At 61.5% G+C, this 19,384-nt stretch carries 18 protein-coding genes; 12 read left to right on the top strand and 6 right to left on the bottom strand.

Annotation, left to right across the window (positions count from 1 at the left end):
- Positions 1 to 50: 50 nt before the first annotated feature.
- From DOD19_RS06950 to DOD19_RS06925, 6 genes are all read right to left on the bottom strand, one after another.
- On the bottom strand, positions 51 to 770 hold the full coding sequence (locus DOD19_RS06950; protein ID WP_024975640.1) for an ABC transporter ATP-binding protein: 720 nt from the start codon (positions 768 to 770) through the stop codon (positions 51 to 53).
- Positions 770 to 1,558 carry an ABC transporter ATP-binding protein gene (locus DOD19_RS06945; protein ID WP_045206313.1) on the bottom strand — a complete coding sequence of 263 codons (789 nt, stop codon included), beginning with the start codon at positions 1,556 to 1,558 and terminating at the stop codon, positions 770 to 772. The genes DOD19_RS06950 and DOD19_RS06945 overlap by 1 nt, the downstream gene beginning before the upstream one ends.
- A complete protein-coding gene (locus DOD19_RS06940; protein ID WP_112184806.1) occupies positions 1,555 to 2,889 on the bottom strand; it encodes a branched-chain amino acid ABC transporter permease in 1,335 nt (444 codons plus the stop codon). Before DOD19_RS06940 ends, DOD19_RS06945 begins: the two co-directional genes overlap by 4 nt.
- Entirely contained in the window at positions 2,890 to 3,837 is a 948-nt protein-coding gene (locus DOD19_RS06935) for a branched-chain amino acid ABC transporter permease (RefSeq protein WP_024975637.1), read from the bottom strand.
- A gap of 126 nt (positions 3,838 to 3,963) precedes the next feature.
- Positions 3,964 to 5,220, bottom strand: a complete 1,257-nt coding sequence (locus tag DOD19_RS06930) for a branched-chain amino acid ABC transporter substrate-binding protein (protein WP_112184804.1) — start codon at positions 5,218 to 5,220, stop codon at positions 3,964 to 3,966.
- 218 nt (positions 5,221 to 5,438) lie between these two features.
- Entirely contained in the window at positions 5,439 to 7,067 is a 1,629-nt protein-coding gene (locus tag DOD19_RS06925; protein WP_112184802.1) for a 3-(methylthio)propionyl-CoA ligase, read from the bottom strand.
- Between the two features lie 344 nt (positions 7,068 to 7,411).
- Here DOD19_RS06925 and DOD19_RS06920 point away from each other — a divergent pair, with 344 nt between their 5' ends.
- The 12 genes from DOD19_RS06920 (at position 7,412) to DOD19_RS06865 (ending at position 19,337) form a co-directional block, all read left to right on the top strand.
- A complete protein-coding gene (locus DOD19_RS06920; protein WP_024975634.1) occupies positions 7,412 to 9,001 on the top strand; it encodes a YdiU family protein in 1,590 nt (529 codons plus the stop codon).
- Positions 9,002 to 9,159: 158 nt separating this feature from the next.
- Positions 9,160 to 9,546: a peptide-methionine (R)-S-oxide reductase MsrB gene (gene msrB / locus DOD19_RS06915; RefSeq protein WP_112184800.1), complete on the top strand. Its 387-nt coding sequence runs from the start codon at positions 9,160 to 9,162 to the stop codon at positions 9,544 to 9,546.
- A gap of 34 nt (positions 9,547 to 9,580) precedes the next feature.
- Positions 9,581 to 10,153 (top strand): septation protein A, encoded by a 573-nt coding sequence (locus tag DOD19_RS06910; protein WP_024975632.1) that lies wholly within the window; start codon positions 9,581 to 9,583, stop codon positions 10,151 to 10,153.
- Positions 10,153 to 10,425 (top strand): BolA family transcriptional regulator, encoded by a 273-nt coding sequence (locus tag DOD19_RS06905; RefSeq protein WP_024975631.1) that lies wholly within the window; start codon positions 10,153 to 10,155, stop codon positions 10,423 to 10,425. Before DOD19_RS06910 ends, DOD19_RS06905 begins: the two co-directional genes overlap by 1 nt.
- 42 nt (positions 10,426 to 10,467) lie before the next feature.
- Positions 10,468 to 11,265 (top strand): peptidylprolyl isomerase, encoded by a 798-nt coding sequence (locus tag DOD19_RS06900; protein WP_024975630.1) that lies wholly within the window; start codon positions 10,468 to 10,470, stop codon positions 11,263 to 11,265.
- A 289-nt stretch (positions 11,266 to 11,554) separates the two neighbouring features.
- A complete protein-coding gene (locus DOD19_RS06895; protein WP_024975629.1) occupies positions 11,555 to 12,535 on the top strand; it encodes an ABC transporter substrate-binding protein in 981 nt (326 codons plus the stop codon).
- A 174-nt stretch (positions 12,536 to 12,709) separates the two neighbouring features.
- Positions 12,710 to 13,618 (top strand): ABC transporter permease, encoded by a 909-nt coding sequence (locus DOD19_RS06890; protein WP_112184798.1) that lies wholly within the window; start codon positions 12,710 to 12,712, stop codon positions 13,616 to 13,618.
- Position 13,619: 1 nt separating this feature from the next.
- Positions 13,620 to 14,414, top strand: a complete 795-nt coding sequence (locus tag DOD19_RS06885; protein WP_024975627.1) for an ABC transporter ATP-binding protein — start codon at positions 13,620 to 13,622, stop codon at positions 14,412 to 14,414.
- A 243-nt stretch (positions 14,415 to 14,657) separates the two neighbouring features.
- Entirely contained in the window at positions 14,658 to 17,138 is a 2,481-nt protein-coding gene (gene tssI, locus DOD19_RS06880; RefSeq protein ID WP_112184796.1) for a type VI secretion system Vgr family protein, read from the top strand.
- Positions 17,139 to 17,176: 38 nt separating this feature from the next.
- Entirely contained in the window at positions 17,177 to 17,650 is a 474-nt protein-coding gene (gene yiaA / locus DOD19_RS06875) for an inner membrane protein YiaA (RefSeq protein ID WP_112184794.1), read from the top strand.
- An 82-nt stretch (positions 17,651 to 17,732) separates the two neighbouring features.
- A complete protein-coding gene (locus DOD19_RS06870; protein ID WP_024975624.1) occupies positions 17,733 to 18,587 on the top strand; it encodes a DUF4123 domain-containing protein in 855 nt (284 codons plus the stop codon).
- A gap of 96 nt (positions 18,588 to 18,683) precedes the next feature.
- A complete protein-coding gene (locus DOD19_RS06865) occupies positions 18,684 to 19,337 on the top strand; it encodes a DUF3304 domain-containing protein (RefSeq protein WP_112184792.1) in 654 nt (217 codons plus the stop codon).
- Positions 19,338 to 19,384 lie beyond the last annotated feature (47 nt).

Here is a 19,384-nt window from a genome sequence, read left to right as displayed (position 1 = left end):
CACGGTTGTCCATGCGGGCCTTCTGTGCGCTGTGGTCCGACGTGTGGCGTTTAAACCTCCAACCACTCCTGCCGGACTTTCGCGTCCGCTTTCAACTGCTGGGGCGTTCCTTCAAACACAATCTGCCCGTGCCCCATCACATAGACGCGTTGTGAAATGTCCAGGGCAATGGCCAGCTTCTGCTCCACCAGCAGCACGGAAATCCCCCGCTCCTTGAGCGTCTTCAGGTACTCGCCCACGAGTGTCACGATCAGCGGCGCAAGACCTTCGGTCGGCTCGTCGATGATGATGAAATCGGGGTCGCCCATCAGCGTGCGGCACAGCGTCAGCATCTGCTGCTCGCCGCCCGACAGCACACCTGCAGCCGTGTTCTCACGCTCCTTCAAACGCGGGAACATCTGGTACATGTCTTCCACCTGCCAGCGCGGCTTGGGCTGACTCGGGTTGCGTTTCTCGCCAAGCAGCAGGTTCTGCCGCACTGTCAACGTGGGGAAGATGTCCCGGTTCTCGGGCACATAGCCGATACCCTTGTGCGCCACTTCAAAGGTTCGCAGGCCGCTCACGTTCTTGCCGCGCAGCAGGATTTCGCCTTCGTGCCGGACCATGCCCATGATGGACTTGGCCAGGGTCGAACGCCCCACCCCATTACGGCCGAGTAGCGCAACGATCTCGCCCTCGCCTACGTGCATGTCGACGCCGTGCAGGATGTGGCTCTTGCCGTAGTACGCGTGCAGGTCGCGCACCTCCAACATCGGAGTATTCGTTGCCATCAATGCGCTCCTGCAGGTTCGTCCAGCGTGGTGCCGAGGTAAGCCTCTTTCACGCGGCGGTTATTGCGAATGGCTTCGGGCGTATCGGTGGCGATCACTTCGCCATAGACGAGCACCGAGATGCGATCCGCCAGGCCAAACACCACACTCATGTCGTGCTCGACCATCACCAGCGTCTTGCCTACCGTGACCTTGCGGATGAGGTCCACCGCGTGATCCGATTCGGAACGGCTCATGCCGGCGGTTGGCTCATCCAGCAGGATCACGTCGGCACCGCCCGCGATGGTGACGCCGATTTCCAGCGCCCGCTGCTCGGCGTAGGTCAGCAAGCCTGCGGCGGCATCGCGCCGATGTGTCATGCCGATCTGCTCGAGCACTTCTTCAGCGCGCTCGCGTGCGTCACGCAGCTCGGCCAGCTTGTGCCAGAACGAATACTTGTAGCCGAGCGACCAGAGCACCGCGCAGCGCAGGTTCTCAAATACCGACAACCGATGAAAGATGTTGGTGATCTGGAAGCTGCGCGACAGGCCCTTGCGGTTGATCTCGAACGGCGCCAAGCCGCTGATCTCTTCTCCGTTCAGGCGCACGCTTCCTGAGCTGGCCGGAAAGCGGCCCGAGATCAGGTTGAACGTGGTCGATTTGCCGGCGCCGTTCGGGCCGATGAGCGCATGGCGCTCACCCTTGCCAATGGTGAGGTTGACCCCTCGAATGATTTCAGTTGCGCCAAAGCGCTTACGAACATCGCGCAACTCGAGCGCTGCGGTCGGCCCAGATATCGGTTGGCTCATGGTTGCGGCTCCTGCAATGCGTTGTCCCAAGCGGTGCGCAGCTTGCCAGCCGCAGCACGCAGGCCGAAAGCGCCCACCAGCCACAGCACGGCGGTGACAATCCACGGCTTGAGGGTAGTCGGTTCGACAGACAGGCCGAACAGCGTGGCCACACCACCCGAGGCGTCGTCCTGCACGGCGTAGATCATTTCCACGGTGGAGATCAACGCAATCAGCAGAATGACAGCCGGCACGATCGCCACGCCATAAGCCGGCAGCAGCGTCTTGAGCTTGCCGCGCCGAAGGATCGGCAGATGCATGACCAGAAGACTGGCGATGCCGCCCGGCGCGTACATGACCATCAGCACGAAGAACAACCCCAGGTACAGCAGCCACGCCTTGGTGATGCCCGACAGCGCCACGGTAAAGAACACGGTGAGCACCGCGCCGATGATCGGCCCGAAGAAGCTGCCCATGCCGCCAATGAAGGCCGCCAGCAGCACCGAACCCGAGCGCACTGCCGACACGTTCTCGGCCGTCACGATCTCAAAGTTGATGCAGGACAGCGCGCCGGCAATGCCCGCGAAGAACGCAGACAGGATCACCACCAGAAAGCGCACACGCTGCGTGTTGTAGCCGATGAACTCCACCCGCTCAGGGTTGTCGCGCACGGCGTTGGCGATGCGGCCCAGCGGCGTCTGCGTCCACGCATACATCAGCGCCATCGAAATCAGGCACCACGCGGCAATCAGGTAATACACCTGGCGCCCCGGCCCGAACGTCACGCCAAACAGCGCGTCGCCGATGCTGCGGTTGGTGGAGACACCGCCCTCGCCGCCAAAGAAGTCCGGGAACATCAACGCGCTGGCAAACACCATCTCGCCGATACCCAGCGTGATCATGGCGAACGTCGTGCCGGCCTTCTTGGTGGTGACATAGCCGAAGATCACGCCGAACAGCGCGCCACCCAGGCCGCCTGCAATGGGCAATAGCGCAACGGCGAGCGGCCCGCCGATGCCCAGCGTCTGCATGGCGCCGATCTTGTTGAGCACGTGCACAGCCATGAAGGCGCCTAGGCCGGCGTACACCGCGTGCCCGAACGACAGCATGCCGGACTGGCCAAGCAGCATGTTGTACGAGAGCGCGAAGATGATCATGATGCCCATCTGCGAGAGCAGCGTGATGGCAAAACCCTGCGGCCAGATGAGCGGCAGCACGATCATCACCAGCGCGGTGGCGCCCCAGAGCAGCCAGCGGGCAAGATTGACCGGTTTGAATTTCATCGTCTGCGCTCGATCGTTGGCCGGCAGCGCGGCTTGTTGTTGCGCTTGTTGGTGCATGGTGCGTTCCATTTAGCTCTCCCGCGTACCCATCAGCCCGCGCGGGCGGAAGATCAGCATCAGCACCAGCAGCAGATATGGCAGCACCGGTGCGACTTGCGCAATCGTCAGGTTCCAGACGGAGATGAGCGGCACGTCCGGATTGAGCGTGACGCCGATCTTCTCCAGCACGCTCGTCACCGAAATATCCAGCGTGACGGCAAAGGTCTGGATGCAGCCGATCAGCAGCGACGCGATGAACGCGCCCACCAGAGACCCCATGCCGCCCACGACCGCCACCACGAAGACGATGGAGCCGACCGCCGCGGCCATCGATGGCTCGGTCACGAATGCATTGCCGCCAATCACGCCCGCCAGCCCCGCCAACGCACAGCCGCCGCCGAACACCAGCATGAACACGCGCGGCACGTTATGGCCCAGCGCTTCCACCATGTCCGGATGCGTGAGCGCGGCTTGAATGACAAGCCCGATACGTGTGCGCGTGAGCAGCAGGAAGATGCCCACCAGCATCAGCAGCGACACCAGCATCATGAAGGCGCGGTACTTCGGGAACGACGAGGTGAACAGCGTGAACAGCGGGCCGTCCAGTGCGTCCGGCACGCGGTACGCCACGGCGGGCAGGCCCCACACCAGCTTCACGCCTTCTTCAATCAGATAGGCCAGACCGAAGGTAAACAGCAGTTCGGCGACGTGGCCATAGCGGTGCACCGTGCGCAGCCCGTAGCGCTCGACCACGGCGCCAAGCGCACCAACGAGCAGCGGCGCCACGATCAGCGCGGCCCAGAAGCCCAGATAGCCGCTGACGACATAGGCGAAATACGCGCCCAGCATGTAGAAGCTGGCATGCGCAAAATTGAGAACGCCCATCATGCTGAAGATCAGCGTCAGGCCCGAAGACAACATGAACAGCAACAGCCCGTAGCTGATGCCGTTCAAGAGATTGATGACTAGAAATTCCACGCTGCAACCCTTCCAGCAGATTCGGCGGAGCATGGGACGCACGCATCAATGCGTGGCCCATGGACTCCGTTTAAAACATCGCCGCACGATAGCATCGGGCAGCCCTTCGGCACACCATCCGCGGCCTTACTGAGGACGCTTCATCTGGCAGGAGGTCGGCTGCGACGCGACGTACTGGTCGAGCACAGCGTCGGTCTTCCAGCCGTAGCCGGTGTTCTCCTGGTCGAACTTGACGTTCTTGCCGTTGATTTTTTCCCAGGTGGCGATGTAGAGCGGCTGCTGGCCCTGGTGGTCAGACGCGCGCATCTCGAAGGTGCCGTTGAGGCTGTCGACCTTCATGCCTTCAAAGGCCTTGGCAACCTTGGCAGGCTCGGCAGACTTGGTCTGCTTGATGGCCTTGGCCAGCATGGCGATACCGGTGTACGACGCCATCAGGTAGAAATCGTCGTTGTACTTCTTCTTGTAGCCCTCGACGATATCTGCACCCTTGTAACCGTCGTTGTTGACGTTCCAGTAGCCCACGTATTTCACGTGATCTGCGCCTGCGGAGCCCATCGCCGTCGGCACGCCCGTGGTCGAGGCGTAGTAGGTATAGAAGTTCGCGTTCAGGCCCGCGTCCTTGCCGGCCTTGATCAGGAGCGCCAGGTCGCTGCCCCAGTTGCCGGTGATGACGGTATCGGCACCCGACGATTTGATCTTCGAGACGTACGGCGAGAAGTCCTTCACCTGCGCCAGCGGGTGCAGGTCTTCCCCCACGATCTCGATGTCCGGACGCTTGCGCTTGAGATATTCCTTGGCCGCACGTGCTACCTGATGACCGAACGAATAGTTCTGGTTGATCAGGTAGACCTTCTTGACCTTCGGATCTTTCGCCAGGAAGCTGGTCAACGCTTCCATCTTCATGTCGGAGTTGGCGTCCAGGCGGAAGTGCCAGTAATTGCACTTGCTGTTCGTCATATCCGGGTCGACCGCAGCGTAGTTCAGGTAGACGATCTCCTTCCCCGGATTACGCTCGTTGTACTTGGCCACGGCGTCTTCCAGCGCCATGCCGACGCTCGAGCCGTTGCCCTGCACGATGTAGTGGATGCCCTGATCGGCCACCTGCTTGAGCGCCGTCAGGCTTTCCTGCGGTGAGAGCTTGTTGTCAAAGCCCACCACTTCGAACTTCGTGCCGTCGCCGGCCCAGTTCTTCTGCGTGGCGAGATCGGCGATGTACTGCCAGCTGCGCAACTGGTTCTGGCCCAGCGCGCCCATCAGGCCGGACAACGGATCGATCCAGGCGATCTTCACGGTTTCGGCGGCGGACGATGCAGTGGGCAGGACTGCCCCACCGATTGCCGCAACACATGCAACAGCCACAACCAACGGACGGAACTTCGTCATGCGTGTCTCCTTCATGTGGTGGAGCCGCCGGCGAGTCACTCTCCGCGTGCCTCTGGTGGGCGTGCGGCTGCTTGCGTCTCCAGGTTGCAACGCGCCCGGGCTTCATCCCACTGCGTCGACGTGTCCGTCGCGCGGCGGCCGGCCCTGATCCGGTTGTCTTACGCCCGCCGTCCTCGTGCCGGGGTGACCCATGCACGGGCGGCGGTTTCTATATGTAGCTAAGCCTGTACTGCGGGAAACTGATAATCCTTGAACTGCTCGCGCAGTTTCAGCTTCTGCATCTTGCCGGTGGCCGTGAGCGGAATTTCGGTGACGAACACCACGTCATCCGGAATCCACCACTTGGCGACCTTGCCTTCGAAGAACTTGAGCATCTCCTCGCGCGTGAGTTCCACACCGGGCTTCTTCATCACCACCAGCAGCGGGCGTTCGTCCCACTTCGGGTGATGGCACGCGATGCACGCGGCCATGTGCACGCCGGGGTGCGCAGCGGCCACGTTTTCCACATCGATGGACGAAATCCACTCGCCGCCGGACTTGATGACGTCCTTGCTGCGATCGGTGATCTGCATGTACCCGTCGACATCGATATTCGCCACGTCACCCGTCGGGAACCAGCCGTCGACCAGCGGCGACTTGTCGTTGCGGTAATAGCTTTGGATCGTCCACGGCCCGCGCACGTAGAGATCGCCGAAGGCCTTGCCGTCCCACGGCAGTTCTTGACCTTCCGCATCGACGATCTTCATTTCGACGCCGTAGATGGCGCGACCCTGGCGCTCGAGCACTTGCTGCTTGGCCTCATCGGGCAGGTCAGCATGCTTGCCCATCAGCTTGCACGTGGTGCCCAGCGGTGACATCTCGGTCATGCCCCACGCGTGGATGACTTCCACGTCCAGTTCCTTGAGCGTGCGGATCATGGCCGGCGGCGCAGCCGAACCGCCAATCACGGTCTTGCGGAACGTCGAGAATTTCAGCTTGTTGGCCTGCACGTGTTGCAGCAGGCCCAGCCACACGGTCGGCACGCCGGCAGAGAACGTCACCTTCTCCTGCTCGAACAGGTCATACAGCGAGGGGCCATCCAATTTCGCCCCCGGGAAGACCAGCTTGGCACCCACCAACGGCACCGAATACGGCAGCCCCCACGCATTGACGTGGAACATCGGCACCACCGGCAGGATCACGTCCTGCGCCGAGCATCCAAGGGCATCCGGCAAGGCTGACGCATACGAATGCAGCACCGTGGATCGATGCGAATACAACGCGCCTTTCGGGTTGCCCGTGGTGCCCGAGGTGTAGCACAGGCCGGCTGCGGTGTTCTCGTCGAACTGCGGCCAGGTGTAGTCGGCGCTCTGCGCGTCCAGGAGCTCTTCATAGCAGAGCATCGGCACGCTGGAGGTGGGCATGTGCGCGCGATCAGTCATCGCCACCCAGCCCTTCACGTTCGGGCAATGCGGTGCGATGCCCTCGATGAGCGGCACGAACGTCAGGTCGAAGAAGACGTACTGGTCGTCAGCGTGATTGACGATGTAGGCGATCTGGTCGGGAAATAGCCGCGGGTTGATGGTGTGGCACACCGAGCCCGAGCCAGACACGCCGTAATAGATTTCAAGGTGGCGATAGCCGTTCCAGGCCAGCGTACCGACACGCTCGCCGGGCTGCACACCGAGTGCGGCCAGCGCATTTGCCAGTTGCTTGGAGCGGTCTCGCACTTGCCGGTACGTGGTGCGATGGATATCGCCCTCGACGCGGCGCGACACGACTTCAGTCGAACCGGAATTGCGCGCTGCATGTTCGATGATGGTCGAGATGAGCAAAGGGGCGCTCATCATTTGTCCCATCAGGGCCATGGTGTCTCCTAGAAAAAACTGAACAACCGTTCTATTTTTTGGCCGATTGTTCCCGTGATCGCCAAGCACGTCAACGGGATATTGTTGTGCGCTGCCACATCGGCCCCCATGTTTACCCGGCCATCTGAAAAACCGTGCGAATCGTTGTGGTGCAAGGGTTCGCAGGCTGCAGCTTTCTTTACTCGCAAGTACAATACGCGATAGCGTTGCTGCGTCTCAACATGGCGTTTTCCCCTACGTAAAGTGTATTTTGCTGCGCTGCAAAGCGCACAACGTTTGAAGGTTCGGCACTGTTTTTGCGCCGTTTCCTGTGCTATCGGCCGCCTGCCCTACCGCCCCACCCTATGACTGCCTCCCCTGCCGCCTTGCCTGACGATTCCCTTGCGAGCCCTTTCGACTGGCCTGGCCGTCCCACCGTCGCCCCCGGTTTTTCCGCGCTGGGCGAACGCTTTCTGACGCGCCTGCCGCCGATGCCCATGCCTTCCGGACCGATTGGCGAACCTTATCTGGTTGGGTTTTCGCCAGACGCTGCGGCGTCGCTCGGCATCACGCGCGCCGAACTTGACACCCCCGCCGGGCTGGCCGTCTTTACCGGTAACGCCGTCGCCCCCTGGAGCGACCCGCTCGCCACCGTCTATTCGGGCCACCAGTTCGGCGTGTGGGCTGGGCAGTTGGGCGATGGCCGCGCGCTGTTGCTGGCCGAACTGCAGACCACCGAAGGCCCCTGCGAAGTCCAGCTCAAAGGCGCCGGCCGTACGCCGTATTCGCGCATGGGTGACGGCCGGGCGGTACTGCGGTCATCCATCCGCGAATTTTTGTGCTCGGAAGCCATGGCGGGCCTCGGCATTCCAACCACACGCGCCCTGTGCGTAACCGGCGCTGACGCCCCCGTCCGCCGCGAAGAGATCGAAACCGCCGCCGTTGTCACGCGCCTCGCGCCGTCGTTTGTGCGCTTTGGCCACTTCGAGCACTTTGCCGCCAGCGAACAACTGCCGCAGCTTCGCGCACTCGCCGATTACGTCATCGACCGCTTCTACCCCGCCTCCCGCAGCGAGCCGCAACCGTATCTAGCCCTGCTGCGCGAACTTGCCCGCCGCACCGCTGAACTGATGGCCGACTGGCAAGCCGTTGGCTTCTGCCACGGCGTGATGAACACCGACAACATGTCGATCCTCGGCCTCACGCTCGACTACGGCCCGTTCGGCTTCCTGGATGGCTTCGACGCCAACCACATCTGCAACCACTCCGACACCGGTGGCCGTTACGCCTACGCCCAGCAGCCGCAAATTGGCTACTGGAACCTGTTCTGCCTTGCGCAGGCGTTGCTGCCTTTGTTCGGCGAAGATCCTGACGTTTTCATCAACTTGAGCGACGAAGCACAGGCTCAACCCGCCATCGACGCCGCGCAAAACGTCCTGCTGACCTACCGCGACGTCTACGGCGCAGCCTTCTACGCACGTTATCGCGCGAAGCTGGGCCTCTCCACCGCGCAGGACGAAGACGAAACGCTGTTCGGTGACCTGTTCAAACTGCTGCACACACAGCGCACCGATTACACGCTGTTCTTCCGCCACCTTGCCGAGGTGCGCCGCGACGACACGCCCGCCGCGGCAGAAGCGCGCACCGTGCGCAATTTCTTCTTCGATCGCGCAGCCGCAGACGTGTGGCTTGCCGCCTATCGCCAGCGCATGCAAGCCGAACCGCAATCCGACGACGAGCGCGCCGCTGCTATGCACCGCGTCAACCCGAAATACGTGCTGCGCAACCACCTGGCTGAAATCGCCATCCGCCGCGCCAAGGAAAAGGATTTCTCCGAAGTCGAAAACCTGCGTGCCGTGCTGGCCCGCCCGTTCGACGATCATCCCGGCTTCGAGCATTACGCCCAGCCCGCACCCGATTGGGCATCGTCGTTGGAAGTGAGCTGCTCGTCGTGATCCGGCATGCCGACATACAGGCAGGCGTGATGCGCCGGAACTGACACCGTGCTCTAATCCGCGCCTGTCAGGATTGCCGCAGCAGCACGACAAACAACGTCAGCCGCCCGATTGCTTCCGGCCGGCGGCTGCCGAATCCAACAAGGAGTCTCATCACCATGACCGTCACGAAATCCGACGCCGAATGGCGCGACCAACTCTCCGACATCGAATACCGCGTCACCCGCGAAGCCGCCACCGAGCGCCCCTTCACGGGCAAGTATTGGGACCACTGGGATCGCGGCGTCTACAACTGCGTCTGCTGCGGCACGCCGCTGTTTGAATCGTCGACCAAGTTTGATGCGGGCTGCGGCTGGCCGAGCTATTTCCAGCCCATCAACGGCGAGGTGATCGCCGAGAAAACCGACCGCTCGCACGGCATGCTGCGCATTGAAGTGCAGTGCAAGAACTGCGGCGCGCACCTCGGCCACGTGTTCGAAGATGGCCCCGCACCGACCGGTCTGCGGTATTGCATCAACTCGGCTGCGCTAAAATTCGGCGATTGATCTTCCGCACCTGCCCACCTAAGCGCGTTCCCGCATGAAATTCCTGTTCGATCTGTTCCCGGTCATCCTGTTCTTTGCTGCCTTCAAGGTGGCCGGTATTTATGTGGCGACCACCGTCGCAATGGTCGCCACCGTGCTGCAGATCGCCTGGGTGTGGTTCAAGCACCGCAAGGTCGACGCCATGCAGTGGCTGTCGCTGCTCATCATCGGCGTGTTCGGCGGCGCGACGCTCATCTTCCACAACGAAACCTTCATCAAGTGGAAGCCGACGGTGCTGTACTGGCTGTTTGGCGTTGTGCTGCTGGGCAGCGTGGTGTTCGTTCGCAAGAACCTCATCCGCGCCATGATGGAGCAGCAGGTGTCGCTGCCCGAGCCGATGTGGGGCCGCCTGAACCTCGTGTGGGCCGTGTTCTTCCTCGCCATGGGCTGCCTGAACCTCTACGTGGCCTACAACTTCGACACCGACGTGTGGGTCAATTTCAAGCTGTTCGGATCGATGGGGCTGATGGTGGTCTTCATCCTCGTGCAAAGTGTCTGGCTTGCGCGCCACATGCAGGAGCGCCCTGCCAACGCGGCCAACGACGCCAACATCGGAGACGACCGCTGATGGCCGCCGATCCGCGTGAAATCGAACGCCTCCTGCGCGAGGCGTTCGAGCCCGTCCACCTCGCCGTGGAAGACGACAGTGCCAAGCACGCCGGACACGCCGGCGCGGCTTCCGGCGGCGGGCATTACAACGTCGAAATCGTCAGCGCGGCCTTTGCCGGCAAGAACCGTTTGGCGCGTCATCGCATGGTGTATGATGCGCTGCACACGCTGTGGCCAGCGGCAATCCATGCGCTGGCGATCCGCGCGGTCACTCCCGAAGAAAACACGTAAGCGCATTCCACGCTCACTCGTCCTTCCCTCGAACGCAATCCCATGAAGATTTCCAGCCTCACTGCCAGCCTGCTGGCTGTTGCCTTTGCTGCGACCGTTGCTCCCGCCATGGCGCAAAATGCCGCGGTGGTCAACGGCAAAGCCATCCCGAGCGCCAAGGTGGACGCGCTGATCAAGAAGTCGGGCCAGCCCGAATCGCCCGAGCTGCGTGCCAAGGCCCGCGACATGCTGGTCGACCGTGAACTGATCGAGCAGGACGCCGCCAAGCGCGGTCTGCTGGAGCGCGACGACATTCAGGAACAGCTGGCATCGGCCCGCCTGAACGTGCTCGTGGCCGCCGAGTTTGAGGACTACGTCAAGAACAGCCCCGCCACCGAAGACGAGCTGCACAAGCAGTACGACAAGATCAAGGCGCAGTTCGGCAACGGCAAGGAATACCACGCCCACCACATCCTGGTGGACAAGGAAGCCGACGCAAAGGCCATCATCGCCAAGCTGAAGGCCGGTGCCAAGTTTGAAGACATCGCCAAGGCGCAATCGAAGGACAAGGGATCGGGCGCCAACGGCGGCGATCTGGACTGGGCGAACCCGGGCACCTACGTGCCGGAATTCTCGGCAGCTCTTACCGGCCTGAAGAAGGGCCAGATCACGCAGACGCCGGTCAAGACGCAATTCGGCTGGCACGTGATCCGTCTGGACGACACGCGCGACGCGAAGATCCCGTCGTACGAAGACGTCAAGCCGCAACTGCTTGAGATGATGATGGGCGACCAGAACTGGCAACGCAGCAAGTTCCAGGCGATGCTGAAAGACCTGCGCGAAAAAGCGAAGATCCAGTAAGCAGCAGCCCGTTGGGGCAGTGAAAAAAGGGGCCTCGTGCCCCTTTTTGACTTGATGGCCGCGTTGCATCGCACGCAACCGGAATCCCCCTCCTGCACCCCCAAGTTCTTTTGAAGTGTTTGCTGAAAAGCATTGCGATTTGTCCCATAATGTGCGCCCACGTGCGCCAGCATTGCACTGCTTCGGTGCACTCAAGAATCAAGAGAGTCTGAAAAACCAACCACGCCGGCACGGGCATATCCCGCTCGCCGCCAGAGCGAAACCACCCAAAAGGAAACAGGAGATCCTTATGTCCACGTTCAAGCACGCCTTCCGCATTGCCGCGCTCGCTGCCATTCCGATGGCTCTGCTGCAAGCCGCACCTGCGCTGGCCCAGGCCACGAAGTCGGTTGAAGTGCTCGCCATCGTTGAGCACCCGGCGCTCGATGCCATCCGCGACGGCGCCAAGGAACAACTCAAGGCCGAAGGCTTTGACGCAGGCAAGAACCTGAAGTGGGAATACCAGAGCGCACAAGGCAGCACGGCCACCGCCGCGCAGATCGCCCGCAAGTTCATCGGCGACAAGCCGGACGCCATCATCGCCATCGCTACCCCGTCGGCGCAGGCGGTCGTGGCTGCCACCAAGTCGATCCCCGTCGTGTATTCAGGCGTGACCGATCCGGTGGCCGCACAACTGGTCAAGAGCTGGGCGCCGACCGGCACCAACGTGACCGGCGTGTCTGACAAGCTGCCGCTGGACAAGCAGATCGCCCTGATCAAGCGTGTGGTGCCGAATGCCAAGCGTATCGGCATGGTCTACAACCCGGGTGAAGCGAACTCGGTCGTGGTCGTGACTGAGCTGAAGAAACTGCTGTCGGCGCAAGGCATGACGCTGGTCGAATCGGCTGCGCCGCGCACCGTGGACATCGCCCCGGCCGCCAAGAACCTGATCGGCAAGGTCGACGTGATCTACACGAACACCGACAACAACGTGGTGTCGGCATACGAATCGCTGGTGAAGGTGGCCAACGAAGCGAAGATTCCGCTGGTGGCTGGCGATACTGATAGCGTGAAGCGTGGCGCCATCGCCGCCCTGGGCATCAACTACTACAAGCTGGGCCAGCAGACCGGCAAGGTCGTCGCCCGCATCCTGAAGGGTGAGAAGCCCGGCGCCATCGCCTCGGCCGGCAGCACCGACCTGGAGCTGTTCGTGAACGAAGGCGCGGCCAAGAAGCAAGGCGCGACCCTGTCGGCGGACCTGCTGAAGGACGCCAAGGAAGTCATCAAGTAACTCGCAAGGCGCCGGGTCGGCCTCCGCCTGACGGAGCCGGCCTGGCGCGGGTCTGGCTGCCCGCGCCGCAACGTGGCTATCCGCCGCATAATGGCCGGGCGCTTACGCTGCTACCCACAAGCGTCCCGTTCATTGCACACAGGCCGGTGCCCAATCACCGCGCCCTACTCCGTCATGTCACTGTTTTCATTGCTCGGCGCCCTGGAGATCGGTCTGATCTTCAGTCTCGTGGCGCTCGGGGTGCTGATCTCCTTCCGCATCCTCAACTTCCCTGACCTCACTGTCGACGGCAGCTTCCCGATGGGCGGCGCTGTGGCGGCCACGCTCATCGCCGGCGGACACGATCCGTTCGTGTCGACGCTGGGTGGCACCCTGGCCGGTGCCGCTGCAGGCTTCGTCACGGGCTGGCTCAACGTGCGCCTGAAAATCATGGATCTGCTCGCCAGTATCCTGATGATGATCGCGCTGTACTCGGTCAACCTGCGCATCATGGGCAAGCCCAATGTGCCGCTCATCTCCGAGCCGACCGTCTTCTCGCTGCTGCAGCCGGACTGGATGCCCGACTACGTGTTCCGCCCGGTGCTGCTGGGCGTGGTCGTGGTGGTCGTCAAGCTGCTGGTGGACTGGTTCTTCTCCACGCAGATCGGCCTGTCGCTGCGCGCCACGGGCGCCAACCCGCGCATGGCCCGCGCCCAGGGCATCGCCACCGGCGCAGCCACGCTGGCCGGCATGGCGCTGTCCAACGCACTGGTGGCCCTCGCTGGCGCGCTCTACGCGCAAACGCAGGGCGGCGCCGATGTGTCGATGGGGATCGGTACCATCGTCATCGGCCTGGCCGCCGTCATCATCGGCGAGACCGTGCTGCCGGCACGCCGCCTGGTGCTGACCACGCTGGCCGTGGTGGTCGGCGCGATCCTGTATCGCTTCTTCATCGCCCTGGCACTCAATAGCGATTTCATCGGCCTGCAGGCGCAGGATCTGAACATGGTGACCGCTGCGCTGGTGGTGATCGCCCTCGTGCTGCCCGGCATGCGTCGCAAGGTGTTCGGCAAGCTGGCCAAGACCCGTACCAAGGGGAACTGACATGCTGAGCGCACAAGGACTCACCCTCACCTTCAACCCAGGCACGCCCATCGAGATGCGCGCGCTGCGCGGCCTGTCGCTGGAGATCCCCTCGGGCCAGTTCGTGGCCGTGATCGGCTCGAACGGCGCCGGCAAGTCGACGTTCCTGAACTCCATCAGCGGTGACTACATCGTCGATTCGGGCAGCATCACCATCGACGGCGAAGACGTCACGCGCAAGACCGCGTGGCAACGCGCCGACAAGGTCGCCCGCGTGTTCCAGGACCCGATGGCCGGCACCTGCGAAAACCTGACCATCGAAGAGAACATGTCGCTGGCCATGTGCCGCGGCCAGCGTCGTGGTTTCCAGTTCGCGACCAACCGCAAGTGGCGCGAGATCTTCCGCGAGCAACTGCGCCGGCTGGACTTGGGCCTCGAAAACCGCCTGACCGATCGCATTGGCCTGCTCTCCGGCGGCCAGCGCCAGGCCGTGAGCCTGCTGATGGCATCGCTACAGCCGTCGCGCATCCTGCTGCTGGACGAGCACACCGCCGCGCTAGACCCGAAAACGGCCGCCTTCGTGCTGGAGCTGACCGCCAAGATCGTCTCGGAAAGCAAGCTCACGACGATGATGGTGACGCACTCCATGCGCCAGGCGCTCGACTACGGCGATCGCACGGTGATGCTGCATCAGGGCAACGTGATCCTCGACGTGCAAGGCGAGGAACGCCGAGGCCTGGACGTGCCGCATCTGCTGCAGAAGTTCGAGGAAACGCGCGGCGCCAAGGTGGATGACGATGCGTTGTTGCTAGGCTGAACCAAACGCTGCTTTTCAACGCGCCAGAGAAACGGGCACCTTCGGGTGCCCGTTTCCTTTTGGGACAAGCCCATCAATGTCGCTTTCGACGTTCGATTTGCTATCACTTGTTCTGAATTCTGATTTTGAAAATCAGAAACGGTTTTCAGAACCGTCTCATGTATTTGCGGCATCGCTTTTGGCAGCCTTTGGCAGGTTTGCACGTATTTCATTTTGTCGATTACCTGCCAAAGGAGCCCCCTCATGGACGGCCTTGATCATTTGCCGCTTTCTGGCCGCACCATTTCCGTTTCAGGCGCAGCATTGCCCATGCTCCTTGGGCAACCCACCTTGGTGTTTTCAAGTCTATCCGGCACGGACAACCTCAACGAACTGTTCGAATACGATCTGGAACTGCGCACGCCAGATGAGCGTCACGCGATCTATGGCCCCGCAGCCGACCTAGACAAGAAGACCCTGGAGGGCACTGAAGTCACGATCCGGATCGAACTGGATGGCTCGGGCATCGGTTTGCAAGGCCGCGCAGGTGCAGGCACACGCGAAATCACCGGGATCGTCACACGGGTGCGCGGCCCCTATCTGGTAGGCCGACATATCGCCTATCGCCTCACACTGAGGCCCTGGCTATGGCTTGCAACGCGGCGCTCAGACTACAAGATCTACCAGGAAAAGAACGTTGTTCAGATTCTGGATGCGTTGCTCGCAAATTACATCTATCCGGTAGAAAAGCGCCTGGATATGCGGAGGTACCCCACAAGGGTCTTTCAGCAGCAGTATGGCGAGACGGACTTCGCCTACTTCCAGCGCCTCACTCAAGAGTGGGGAATTTCCTGGTTCATGGCCCATTCCGGCGGGCGGCAACGCCTTGTGCTAACCGACAGCAATAGCGCATTCGGGCCCTGCTCAAGCGCCGCATATCACACGATCCGCTGGCAGGCCGCACCAGACCGCATCGACGAAGAACATGCCCATGAATTCGAACTCATTGACCAGCTTGTCTCGGGCGAGTGGCGTACATCGGACTACGACTTTGGCAAGCCTCGTGCCGACCTGAGCATTCGGGACTGCGACCCGCGCGAGACGGCGCACTCAACGCACAGTCTCTACGAATACCCCGGCGACCACAGCCAGCCGGCAACCGGCAGCGACCCATGGGACGAAGGCCGATTCATCGCTCGCATTCGGATGGAGGAAATCCGGCAGCTTGGATTGCGCGGCAAAGGCAAGGGTAACTTGCGCGCAATAGTGCCGGGCTGCACCTTCCACCTCGTTGGTTTTCTTGAACAGGAAGCTAACCGTGAATACCTCATCTTCGGCACCAAGCTTCGCATTGAAGACATAGGCGAAACCACGGGAACCGGCCAGCAATGGCGTTGCGAAGTGGAATTCGAGGTACAGCCCACCAACGAAATATTCCGGCCTGCACGCACGCAGCACAAGCCACGTATGTCTGGCCCGATCCAAGCGCGTGTAGTCGGCCCGGCAGGACACCCGATACATACCGATCAGTACGGGCGCATTAAGGTGCAGATGCCGTACGACCTGTACGGCAACAACGACGAGCACAGCTCATGCTGGGTACGCGTTGCCAATGCGTGGGCGGGCCATCGCTTTGGCGCCATGCACCTGCCGCGGGTCGGGCAAGAGGTCCTGGTAATTGGCATTCATGGCGACCCGGACTGCCTCATCGCCACCGAGCGCGTCTACAACCAGATGAACCTGCCACCGTGGGTCTTGCCTCAAATGCAAGCGCTCTCGGGTTTTGCCAGCCAGGAATTGCCCGATGGAGAAGGCCGCGGCAGTGGCCGCCAAAACAAGATTCTGGCGGATGACACACCGGGGCAACCGCAGGCTCAAATCGGCTCGGACTTTCAATCATCGGAATTGGCGCTCGGCCACATCGTTGCGATTCCTGGCTGGCAGGGTCGCGGGCATAAGCGCGGTGAGGGCTACGAGCTGCGCACCGATGCGTGGGGAGCCATGCGGGCATCGATGGGGATGCTTCTGACGACCTACAAGCGTAACCACGGAGACGACTACGCTTTGAGCATGGGCGATATGGTGGACGCCTTGCAACAAGCGGAGTGTCAGACCGAGCAACTGGCCGACGCCGCTCAGCAGGCGGATGCCCAGAATGGCGAGCAGAAGGAAATCGCCAAGGCCATGGCACGCCAGCATGCCGCGCTCAAGGGCGATGGACCGCTCAAGGAATTCACGGCTCCTCAGCTTGCGCTGACCAGCCCCGTGGGCATCGCCACCTCAACACCGGGTCTGACCCACCTGCAGAGTGGCACGCATCTCGCCATTACCACCGGAGACCATGTATCCGTCACAGCTGGCGGAGGATTCTTCGCCAGCGTTCGGCAGGCATGGCGTGTCTTTGTCTACGAGGCAGGAATGCGCTTTGTTGCTGCCGCCGGCAACATCAATGTGCAGGCCCTCAAAGATTCCATCCACCTGCTCGCCAAGCTCGAAATTACCGCCACCGCCGAGAAGATCATCATCAAGGCCAAGCAGGAGCTGCAACTCAACGGTGGAGGCAGCTATATCAAGTTGACCACCGGCGGTATCGAAAACGGCACCGAAGGCGCGTGGAAAGTCCACGCCGCCAGTAAAAACCTCACCGGCCCAAGCAGCATGCCGGTCGATCTCAAGCCCAAGCAGGTGTGCCTCGAATGCCTGCTGAAGGCCGCCATGCGCAATACCGCCGTGGTGCCCCGCTAACTCCCCCCAACTTTTCATCAACCATCATCGAACTGATCATGCGAAATTCCTATCAAGCGCACCGCCCCTCTTTTGCCTTTGTCGCAACTTCCTGGGCGGCGCTACTAGCCGGCTTTCTTGCGTTTCTCGTTGGACTCTTCAATGCCAACATGCAGTTGAACGAGCGGGGCTACTACTTCACCGTGCTCGTCTACGGCCTCTTTGCCGCTGTGTCGGTACAAAAGAGCGTGCGAGACCGGCTCGAAGGTATCCCCGTCACGGGCATCTACTACGGCCTGAGCTGGGTTTCCGTCCTTCTGGCGGTGTTGCTACTGTGCGTGGGTCTGTTCAATGCCACGCTTGCCCTGAGCGAAAAGGGTTTCTACGGCATGTCGTTTGCCCTTGCACTGTTCGGCGCCATTGCGGTGCAAAAGAACACGCGCGATATCCAGGCAGCCCAACCCCTCGTCATTGATCCGGCCCTGGTACAGCACGTTCCGGATGCCAGCGCATTCGCGCGCCAAGACGACTAGCACGCCCGGCAAGCCCTCCGGCTCGCAGACGTCGCTCCGTCATCGCGAGCCGGCCACTCTCTCAGCCATCCCAAAGTGTGCAATGTCAGGAAACGAAAACACGGTTCATATCTATGTGCTGGCGGATGGCGCTGCTTACCCTTTGCGCCTGGCCGCCTTGCTGCGCGAGGCGGGCACCGAATTCCGCAACGTCTACGCCGGCTTGCCAGAAGAAGAAGCAGGAGATGCTTCGCTCTTCCTCGCACGGGTGGCTGACGCCAACGCACCGTGGCTGGCCGAGCTGGATGCGATGGACTTGCAGGCCCCATGTCTCACCTTGATCTGGAGCCGTGCCGATATTGATCCGCTCGTGCGCCACCTGCGTCAATTCCTGATTGCCGACATTGGCGATGGCATGACGGCGTTGGTCCGCTATTACGACCCACGCAATCTGCTGCTCGCAATGGAAGTCTGGGGGGATGAAATCAGCGACAAGCTCATGGACCCCATCGAGCAGTGGAAATACCGCGGCCACAGCGAAAGCTGGGAACGCATTGATGGTCCAGCGAATAGCGGCGCCACGCAAACCGTTCCACTTTCGATTCAGCTCACCCAAGAGCAACTCGACCGGCTTGTTGATCACTGCGAGCCCGATCAGCTTCTCGCAGCATTGGTGGAGAACGGCACTGTAAAGCAGGATGGCCCTTACCTCCCCCGGTTCTCGGATTTCCTGCATCGCTACCAGAAAGCTGCAGCATGGGGTTTAACCGAACCCGCTGACAGACTGCGCTTTTGCGAGCTGTCCTACCAATACGGCCCAGCTTTCGACGAACACGGCAGCGTTCGCATCGCATTGGAAAAGCGCATGCATAGCGGCAGCTCCATGGCGGCATGTGAGGAAGGCATTCACCCTGCAACGTGGGAGCAATTGCTTACGAAAGCCAAGCGCTCGAGATAGCCGAATGCATTTGAAAGAACCGATCACAAGGGATTGCGGTGCCTCGTGCGGAAAGCGCGTGCGCATCCGTCTGTCCTTGATTCGGAACGTCAGCTTATGAAAACCCAATTAATCAGGGCGCTTTTGCTGATCAGCCTCGCCCTACTAGCCGGCTGCGATGACCGCGCGGCCATGGCGGCACGGGATGATGGCGACCCCATGCAATACGGTGGTGTCAGCGGATTGAACTACACGCCGTACTACATCCACACCTTCAACGTGAAAGGCCACGATGACAACGGCATCAGCGGCGGCGGACCAAACATCATGCCCGCCACCCCAGACAACATGCCATCCGGAGGGGGGGCGGAAAAATGTTGCGCCGCCTTCCCCAAAAGATGGCGTCCTGGCCTAAAGGTAACGGTGCGGTGGATTGCCAATAAGAAGCTAGACGGTATTGCATGGGGGGCTTGGTACAAAGCCGAAGCGGAGGTGCCGGAGTATGGCCCACGGGCAGGCGCACTCTTTGCCATATTTCTTTCCGGAGACCGCGTGAAGCTGATGGTGCAGGACGGTAACGCAAATGGACACAACAGTCTCCAAGTCAAACCAACTGACGATGACCCTTATGTGGCCACAGGCACGGTGGACGAAGAACTCACGCGTCAAGATGAAGAGCGGCGCGAGAAGCAACGTCAAATGAAGGTCGCGCGAGAAGCCGGATTGGCCCGCGAAGCCGAACTCAATAAGCAAAAGGAGACCACCCGATGAAGTCTCCTGCGAATAAATCAATCACATCAGCTCTATTCTTTAATCGG

The organism is Ralstonia sp. GX3-BWBA, assembly GCF_003290055.1.
In the GTDB taxonomy this organism is placed as follows: domain Bacteria; phylum Pseudomonadota; class Gammaproteobacteria; order Burkholderiales; family Burkholderiaceae; genus Ralstonia; species Ralstonia holmesii.
Note: the sequence above shows the minus strand (reverse complement) of the source record. Positions and strands in the feature narration are given on the sequence as shown.

Coding starts and splice junctions, on each gene's coding strand:
- DOD19_RS06950 (WP_024975640.1), bottom strand. CDS start 770: ATGGCAACGAATACTCCGATGTTGGAGGTGCGCGACCTGCACGCGTAC.
- DOD19_RS06945 (WP_045206313.1), bottom strand. CDS start 1,558: ATGAGCCAACCGATATCTGGGCCGACCGCAGCGCTCGAGTTGCGCGAT.
- DOD19_RS06940 (WP_112184806.1), bottom strand. CDS start 2,889: ATGGAACGCACCATGCACCAACAAGCGCAACAACAAGCCGCGCTGCCG.
- DOD19_RS06930 (WP_112184804.1), bottom strand. CDS start 5,220: ATGACGAAGTTCCGTCCGTTGGTTGTGGCTGTTGCATGTGTTGCGGCA.
- DOD19_RS06925 (WP_112184802.1), bottom strand. CDS start 7,067: ATGGCCCTGATGGGACAAATGATGAGCGCCCCTTTGCTCATCTCGACC.
- DOD19_RS06920 (WP_024975634.1), top strand. CDS start 7,412: ATGACTGCCTCCCCTGCCGCCTTGCCTGACGATTCCCTTGCGAGCCCT.
- msrB (WP_112184800.1), top strand. CDS start 9,160: ATGACCGTCACGAAATCCGACGCCGAATGGCGCGACCAACTCTCCGAC.
- DOD19_RS06910 (WP_024975632.1), top strand. CDS start 9,581: ATGAAATTCCTGTTCGATCTGTTCCCGGTCATCCTGTTCTTTGCTGCC.
- DOD19_RS06905 (WP_024975631.1), top strand. CDS start 10,153: ATGGCCGCCGATCCGCGTGAAATCGAACGCCTCCTGCGCGAGGCGTTC.
- DOD19_RS06900 (WP_024975630.1), top strand. CDS start 10,468: ATGAAGATTTCCAGCCTCACTGCCAGCCTGCTGGCTGTTGCCTTTGCT.
- DOD19_RS06895 (WP_024975629.1), top strand. CDS start 11,555: ATGTCCACGTTCAAGCACGCCTTCCGCATTGCCGCGCTCGCTGCCATT.
- DOD19_RS06890 (WP_112184798.1), top strand. CDS start 12,710: ATGTCACTGTTTTCATTGCTCGGCGCCCTGGAGATCGGTCTGATCTTC.
- DOD19_RS06885 (WP_024975627.1), top strand. CDS start 13,620: ATGCTGAGCGCACAAGGACTCACCCTCACCTTCAACCCAGGCACGCCC.
- tssI (WP_112184796.1), top strand. CDS start 14,658: ATGGACGGCCTTGATCATTTGCCGCTTTCTGGCCGCACCATTTCCGTT.
- yiaA (WP_112184794.1), top strand. CDS start 17,177: ATGCGAAATTCCTATCAAGCGCACCGCCCCTCTTTTGCCTTTGTCGCA.
- DOD19_RS06870 (WP_024975624.1), top strand. CDS start 17,733: ATGTCAGGAAACGAAAACACGGTTCATATCTATGTGCTGGCGGATGGC.
- DOD19_RS06865 (WP_112184792.1), top strand. CDS start 18,684: ATGAAAACCCAATTAATCAGGGCGCTTTTGCTGATCAGCCTCGCCCTA.